Source organism: Pseudomonas sp. S4_EA_1b (assembly GCF_016307435.1).
In the GTDB taxonomy this organism is placed as follows: domain Bacteria; phylum Pseudomonadota; class Gammaproteobacteria; order Pseudomonadales; family Pseudomonadaceae; genus Aquipseudomonas; species Aquipseudomonas rhodesiae.
Window position 1 is genome coordinate 120,025 of the sequence record NZ_JAEILC010000095.1, and the last position, 6,981, is coordinate 127,005.

Below are 6,981 nucleotides of genomic sequence, written 5' to 3' on the forward strand. Positions count from 1 at the left end.
AAGCCTGCTCACCACAACAACCTTATTTTCTCGCGTTATGTTTACGCCGAAGATGTGTAGATACCTGTGGTCATCGGGGCAAGCCCCCTCCCACATTAGTCTTATGGCGTTTTTGGGTTATTCATCTAGGCCGATGGCCCGCGAACGGGTCATCTGAGCGGGTGGAAAGTGGCAGGTGAACGTACTGCCATGCCCCAGCACGCTGCTGATCTCCAGGCGCGCGCGGTGGCGCAGCAGAACGTGTTTGACGATCGCCAGGCCGAGCCCGGTGCCGCCGGTATTGGAGTTGCGGCTGGAGTCGACACGGTAGAAACGTTCGGTCAGGCGCGGCAGGTGCTTAGCGTCGATGCCGATGCCGGAGTCCTGCACGCTCAGGTGTGCGCCTTGCTCATCGGCCCACCAACGGATGCGAATGGTGCCCTGGTCCTGGGTGTATTTCACCGCGTTGAACACCAGGTTGGAGAACGCGCTGCGCAACTCGCCCTCGCTGCCCTTGAGCAGCACCGCCGGGTCGGCCTCCAGGCTGATCTGCTGCCCGCGCTCGCCCGACAGGGCCAGAGCGTCATTCTTGATGGTTTTCAACAGGCTCGGGACCGCCACGGGCTGGTTGTCCGAGGGGTAATCGGTGGCTTCCAACTTGGCCAGCAGCAGCAGGTCGTTGAGCAGGGTCTGCATGCGTGAGCCCTGCTGCTGCATCTGTTGCAAGGCGCGGCCCCAGCGCGGATTGATCTCGTCGACGTTGTCCAACAGCGTCTCCAGGTATCCGCAGATCACCGTCAATGGTGTGCGCAACTCGTGGGAGACGTTGGCGACGAAGTCCTTGCGCATCTGTTCCAGCTGATGGATGCGCGTGACATCGCGTACCAGCATCAGGTGTTCGTTGTTGCCATAGCGCGTCAGGTATAGCTGGATGCGCACCCGGTCGTTGGTGGGCGAGGGGATTTCCAGCGCTTCGTCGTAATTGTCCTGCTCGAAATATTCCTTGAAGCGCGGGTGGCGCACCAGGTTGGTCACCGGCTGGCCGCTGTCCTGGGGCGTCTTGAGGCCCAGCAGGGTCTCGGCGGCGCGGTTCCACCATTCCAGGTTGCCATCGCTGTCGAGCATGATTACCGCGTCTTTCAACGCGGCGGTGGACTCCTGCACGCGGTCGATCACCGCTTGCAGACGCCCGCGCACCCGCTGGTCGCGGCGTTGCAGGTGGTAGATGCTGTCGAACACCTCGCCCCACAGGCCATAGCCGTCGGGTGGCGCTTCGTCGGGTTTGTGCTGGCGCAGCCATTCATGCAGGCGAAGGAGTTGTTTGAGGGTCCAGCCCAAGTACAAGCCGATGCCGATGGCCAGGCTCCAGCCGTAATAGCCACTGATCAGGCCCACCAACAGGCAGCCGGTGACCAACAGGAGCATGTGGCGGATCAAGGTGCCATGCCAATTCGAATTCACTTGAAAATACGTCCTTGGGGGGCAGCTTCAAGTTTCAAGCTGCAAGCTTCAAGTTAGAGCGATGCGGCATCTCTTGCCGCTTGTAGCTGACCGCTTGCGGTTCAACCCTTGGTTGAAAACCGATAGCCGGTACCGCGCACGGTTTGTACCAGATTCTCGTAAGCATCGCCCAAGGCTTTGCGCAGGCGGCGGATATGCACGTCCACGGTGCGCTCCTCCACGTATACGTTGCCGCCCCACACTTGGTCCAACAGTTGGCCGCGGGTGTAGGCGCGCTCTTGGTGAGTCATGAAAAATTGCAGCAGACGGTATTCGGTAGGGCCCATCTCGGCCGGTTTGCCATCGATGGTCACGCGGTGGCTGATCGGGTCCAGCAGCAGGCCACCGACTTCAATAGGCGCTTCGCCGTCGGTAGGGCCGGCACGGCGCAACACAGCCTTGAGTCGGGCGACCAGTTCCCGTGGGGAAAAGGGTTTGGTGATGTAGTCATCGGCACCGACTTCCAGGCCCTGGATCTTGTTGTCCTCTTCGCCCTTGGCGGTAAGCATGATGATCGGGATATCCCCGGTCAGCTCATCGCGCTTGAGGCGGCGGGCCAGCTCGATGCCGGAGGTGCCGGGTAGCATCCAGTCGAGCAGGATCAGGTCCGGCTTGCGGTCGACGATAATGGCATGGGCCTGCTGGGAGTTCTCGGCCTCCAGGCAGTCATAGCCGGCCATTTCCAACGCAACGGCGATCATTTCGCGAATGGGCGCTTCGTCGTCAACAATCAGAATGCTCCTGCCAACCATGCTCAAAAATCCTCTTGTCATTTAACTGTCTTGCGCCGCATTAGATAACGGAATTATTGCAGTCGTGTGACAGTAATTTAGTCGCTTGGGCAATTCACGGCACTCTGGACTACCCTTTGAGTCCGAATCCTGACAACCACAAAAGGAAGGTTCCGATGACTCACAGCACTGTTTCCTGGAAAGCCCTGTTGGTAGCGGCGGCGTTGACCCTGCCCGGCCTAGCATTCGCGGCGGAGCCGGCGATGACCCAAGGTGGGATGTTGGTGGATCACAAAGGCATGACTCTCTATACCTTCGACAAGGACGCCGACGGCAATTCAGTGTGCAATGACAAGTGCGCGACCAATTGGCCGCCGCTGAAGGCTGAGTCCACCGACACGGCGACGGGCGATTGGAAGGTCATCACCCGCGACGACCAGACCAGCCAGTGGGCCTACAAAGGCAAGCCGGTGTACACCTACAAGGATGACAAAAAGGCCGGTGACAAGACCGGCGATGGCAAGGGTGGCGCGTGGCATGTGATCAAGCCCTGATCGTTGGGCGCTGCTCAAGCCATCGGGGGCAAGCCCCCTCCCACATTTGACTGTATTCACACATCAAGAGGTGGGAGGGGGCTTGCCCCCGATGAGTCCCGGCCAGACACCGCAAAACTCAGCGAAACCCGTAATCCGCCACAATCCCGACAAAAATCGCCAGCCCCGCCCAGTGGTTGTGCAAAAACGCCTTAAAGCATTTGAGGCGATCGCGATCGCGGGTGTACCAGAACTCCCAGGCAAAACACCCCGCAGCCGCCAGCAGCCCCAAGTGGAACCAGCCGCCCAATTCGAAGCGCGCGCCGGCCAGCAGCAGGCACGCCAGTGAAAGACCTTGCAAGGTCAGGATGATTACGCGGTCGGCATCGCCAAACAGAATCGCGGTGGATTTAACGCCGATTTTCAGATCGTCATCCCGGTCAGTCATGGCGTAATAAGTGTCATAGGCCACCGTCCACAGCAGGTTGGCGATATACAGCAGCCAAGCCGTGGCGGGCAGATGGCCGGTTTCGGCGGTGAATGCCATCGGCATGCCCCAGGAAAACGCGGCCCCCAGCACCACCTGCGGGTAATAGGTGTAACGCTTCATAAAGGGATAGCTGACCGCTAGCGCCAGGCCGCCCAGGGACAGGCAGATGGTCGAGGCATTGGTCAGCAATACCAGCAGGAAACTGATCAGCATCAGGACTGCAAAGAACACCAGCGCTTCTTTGGAACTGATTTTGCCGCTGGCCAACGGGCGTTGCGCGGTGCGTTTCACGTGCCCGTCAACCTTGCGGTCGGCCCAGTCATTGATCACGCAGCCGGCAGCGCGCGTCAGCGTCACGCCCAGCACGAAAATCACGATATTGGCCAAGGACGGCGAGCCCTCGCCGGCAATCCACAGCGCCCATAGCGTCGGCCACAGCAGCAGGTAAATGCCGATGGGCTTGTCCATGCGGGTTAATTGAATGAAGTCCCAGGCCCTGGGATTCAGGCGGTTGAAGGATTGGAGCAGGCGTTGATACATCAGCGGTTCTCCGAAGGATCATGCAGCGCATGCCAGAAGCTCGGCAGGAAGATTTCCGCCACCAGCACGCTCAATGTGCCGCGGTCGAAACGTGAGCGGCGGGCCCACAACCCATCGGCCTGATCCGCCGCGGGCAGCCAGTGCAGGGGGTAGCGGCACACTTCAATGGCCTGGCGGGTGAACGCGCGGTCGCAGAACAGCAACTCACCCAGCGAACGGCTGCCCAATTCTTCCATCTGCAGCCCATCGCCCTGCAAGGCGCTGCGCGCCGCCACGCTGCGGGCAAACACCCAGGGTTGGCCGTGCCCGCGCAAATACACCTCGCGTACCCAGCCGATACTGGCCGGCGCCAGCTGCAGCGCAACACACTCATCCTCGCGTAGCGGCTGCCAGCCTTCGAACAGCGGCGTGACGCTGAAGCCCTCGTTGGACAGCTCGGTCAGTCGCCGCGTCAGTGAGCCTTCGTCGAACAACCAGTCGAGGGTCAACGGCGCGGGCGCAGGGTTCAGAAGGCTCTGGGGCAGCCATTGGCAAGCAGCGGGGCGGGCGATTGAGTGCGGCACGGCGAGTCGGTATGGGCAGTAAAAGAGGCGGCGAGCTTACCATGGCGTCCCGGTCTTTTGCCGGGCTCAACCGGCCCGTTGAGTCGATGACGCTTGCATCTGCACGCCCCGGTCAGTACAAAACGCCCTGAGCCGCGTGGCAATGCTGGATCCATCGACCGCCGGCCAATTTGCCTGGACCTTGAGGAAGTAAGTAATGAAGAAGTGGCAATGTATCGTCTGCGGCCTTATCTACAACGAAGCAGACGGCTGGCCTGATGATGGCATCGCGCCGGGCACGCGTTGGGAGGACGTCCCGCAAGACTGGCTGTGCCCGGATTGCGGCGTGGGCAAAATGGATTTCGAAATGATCCAAATCGGCTGATCTGAAATTTAAGAAACGTACTACAAGGAGAAAGGAATGAACGCACCTGTCGTGATCATCGGCACAGGATTGGCCGGCTACAACGTGGCCCGGGAGTTTCGCAAGCTCGACAGCGAAACCCCATTGCTGCTGATCACCGCGGATGACGGGCGCTCCTACTCCAAGCCCATGCTCTCCACCGGCTTTGGCAAGAACAAGGAAGCCGATGGCCTGAGCATGGCTGAACCGGGCGCCATGGCCGAGCAACTCAAGGCCGAAGTGCGCACCCATACCCGCGTCAGCGGCATCGACCCTGGCCACAAGCGCCTGTGGATCGGCGAGGAAGCGGTGGCTTACCGTGACCTGATCCTGGCCTGGGGCGCCGAAACCGTGCGCGTACCGGTCGAGGGCGACGCCGCCGAGCTGATTTTCCCGATCAACGACCTGGAAGACTATGCACGTTTTCGCGCCGCCGCTGCCGGCAAGCGCCGCGTACTGCTGCTCGGCGCCGGCCTGATCGGCTGCGAATTCGCCAATGACCTGATCCTGGGTGGTTATGAGATCGATCTGGTCGCGCCGTGCGAGCAAGTCATGCCCACTCTGCTGCACCCGGCTGCGGCTGCGGCGGTGCAAGCCGGCCTGGAAAGCCTTGGCGCACGCTTCCATCTGGGTCCGGTGCTCAACCGCCTACATCGCACGGCCGACGGCCTGGAAGCGCATCTGTCGGACGGTGAAGTGATCCGTTGCGACCTGGTGGTCTCGGCCATCGGTCTACGCCCGCGCATCGACCTGGCAGCCGCGGCGGGCCTGCAGGTCAACCGTGGAATCATGGTGGACCGCCACCTCAAGACCTCCCACGCCAACATCTACGCCCTGGGCGACTGCGCCGAGGTGGACGGCCTCAATCTGTTGTACGTCATGCCTCTGATGACCTGCGCGCGCGCCCTGGCCCAGACGCTGGCCGGCAACGCCACCGCCGTCAGCTATGGCCCGATGCCGGTCACCGTAAAAACACCGGTGTGCCCGTTGGTGGTCTCCCCACCGCCACGCGGCACCGAAGGGGTGTGGAATGTCGAAGGGCAGGGTGGCGATATCAAGGCGCTGTGCCGCGACGCCAGTGGCCGCCTGCTGGGCTATGCGTTGACGGGCACCGCCGTGATGGAAAAACTCGCGCTCAACAAAGAACTTCCGCCGTTGCTGGCGTAAATACCGGTCGTTCTGTCGGAATAAGCACATTTTTCCCTCTAGAAAGGTCGCCGCGAGACTGGCGGAGCGTGCGAGGGCATGCCATCCTCACTCCCGTCTGCCGCAGAGTAGAGCCTGCGGCGCTTTGGGCGCCGCTCCGTCAGAGAGCGGCACGGACATAACAACAAAAAACCGTCAAAGAGGCTTCACTTATGCGTAAACCCGAACTCGCAGCCGCCATCGCTGAAAAAGCGGATCTCACCAAAGAGCAGGCCAACCGCGTCCTCAACGCCATTCTCGAAGAAATCACCGGCGCCCTGCACCGCAAGGACAGCGTCACCCTGGTGGGCTTCGGCACCTTCCTGCAACGCCACCGCGGCGCCCGCACCGGCAAAAACCCGCAAACCGGCGAGCCTGTGAAGATCAAGGCCAGCAATACCGTTGCGTTCAAGCCGGGCAAGTCGCTCAAAGACAGCGTCAACCCGTAAGCGCAGTACCGTCCGAAGGGAGGCGGGGTGATAGGAAAAGTGGGCACGCCGACGGGGTTGGGTGCCCATTTTTTGTGGGGTTAAATCAATGGCCCTTCTTTTTCTCATCCAAATAGAAATTCAGATATTTTTTGGGGCGGTCTTGAAAAGCTCGTGCTTTACCAAAGCTATAAGCTTCATCAAAGCACTTAAATGCATCGGCCTTTCTTTCTAACTCTAGAAATGCCATTCCCAAATTGATCAATGGACCCGTATCAATATCGGACTCGCGCCCATCCAACGTTTTCTGCGCCCACTGTTCAGCTGCCGTGAAATCACCGCTGTCAAAGTAAAGATTGAAAAAAGAACCTGTGACCCATGATGACAGAGGCGTCCACTCAAGCTTTGGCTCAGGAAGTAAATTCCATGCCTGCTGATACATAGCCTGGGCTTCAGATTTTTTGTTCTGGTCATCGAGATCATTACCTGACGCCATAATGTTCATGATCTTTTCTGCGAGGTCAGGATTCTCATCTGCCAAGTCTTTCATACAATAATCCTTACTAATATTTAGGCTGCTCAGCCGGCCCGATAAAGTCGGCGGGATCCTCCAGTCATGAACAGCGCCAAGGCTTGAGTTTCTTTAGCGG

At 60.0% G+C, this 6,981-nt stretch carries 9 protein-coding genes; 4 read left to right on the forward strand and 5 right to left on the reverse strand.

The features are described 5' to 3' along the window. Nucleotides 1-117: 117 nt before the first annotated feature. Nucleotides 118-1,404, reverse strand: coding sequence for a phosphate regulon sensor histidine kinase PhoR (phoR, locus tag YA0848_RS26310; protein ID WP_187696792.1), 1,287 nt, complete (start codon nucleotides 1,402-1,404; stop codon nucleotides 118-120). A gap of 137 nt (nucleotides 1,405-1,541) precedes the next feature. Beyond that, complete coding sequence (gene phoB, locus YA0848_RS26315; RefSeq protein WP_003176964.1) at nucleotides 1,542-2,231, reverse strand: phosphate regulon transcriptional regulator PhoB; 690 nt, start codon at nucleotides 2,229-2,231, stop codon at nucleotides 1,542-1,544. Nucleotides 2,232-2,386: 155 nt separating this feature from the next. Between phoB and YA0848_RS26320 the strand changes: the two genes are divergently transcribed. Continuing rightward, nucleotides 2,387-2,764 carry a COG4315 family predicted lipoprotein gene (locus YA0848_RS26320; protein WP_047881786.1) on the forward strand — a complete coding sequence of 126 codons (378 nt, stop codon included), beginning with the start codon at nucleotides 2,387-2,389 and terminating at the stop codon, nucleotides 2,762-2,764. 118 nt (nucleotides 2,765-2,882) lie between these two features. Here the strand turns inward: YA0848_RS26320 and ubiA are convergent, their stop codons facing one another. After that, entirely contained in the window at nucleotides 2,883-3,773 is an 891-nt protein-coding gene (gene ubiA / locus YA0848_RS26325) for a 4-hydroxybenzoate octaprenyltransferase (RefSeq protein WP_169902305.1), read from the reverse strand. Further along, nucleotides 3,773-4,336, reverse strand: coding sequence for a chorismate--pyruvate lyase family protein (locus YA0848_RS26330; protein WP_184316016.1), 564 nt, complete (start codon nucleotides 4,334-4,336; stop codon nucleotides 3,773-3,775). The genes ubiA and YA0848_RS26330 overlap by 1 nt, the downstream gene beginning before the upstream one ends. A 196-nt stretch (nucleotides 4,337-4,532) precedes the next feature. Between YA0848_RS26330 and YA0848_RS26335 the strand changes: the two genes are divergently transcribed. The 3 genes from YA0848_RS26335 to YA0848_RS26345 all read left to right on the forward strand — a co-directional run bounded on the left by YA0848_RS26335 (nucleotide 4,533) and on the right by YA0848_RS26345 (nucleotide 6,352). Then, on the forward strand, nucleotides 4,533-4,700 hold the full coding sequence (locus tag YA0848_RS26335) for a rubredoxin (protein WP_034101514.1): 168 nt from the start codon (nucleotides 4,533-4,535) through the stop codon (nucleotides 4,698-4,700). A gap of 36 nt (nucleotides 4,701-4,736) precedes the next feature. After that, a complete protein-coding gene (locus tag YA0848_RS26340) occupies nucleotides 4,737-5,885 on the forward strand; it encodes an NAD(P)/FAD-dependent oxidoreductase (RefSeq protein WP_099312929.1) in 1,149 nt (382 codons plus the stop codon). Nucleotides 5,886-6,076: 191 nt separating this feature from the next. Beyond that, entirely contained in the window at nucleotides 6,077-6,352 is a 276-nt protein-coding gene (locus YA0848_RS26345; RefSeq protein WP_011064269.1) for an HU family DNA-binding protein, read from the forward strand. Nucleotides 6,353-6,437: 85 nt separating this feature from the next. On the opposite strand, the gene YA0848_RS26350 is transcribed toward YA0848_RS26345, so the two are convergent. Beyond that, entirely contained in the window at nucleotides 6,438-6,881 is a 444-nt protein-coding gene (locus tag YA0848_RS26350; RefSeq protein WP_034115467.1) for a hypothetical protein, read from the reverse strand. Nucleotides 6,882-6,981 lie beyond the last annotated feature (100 nt).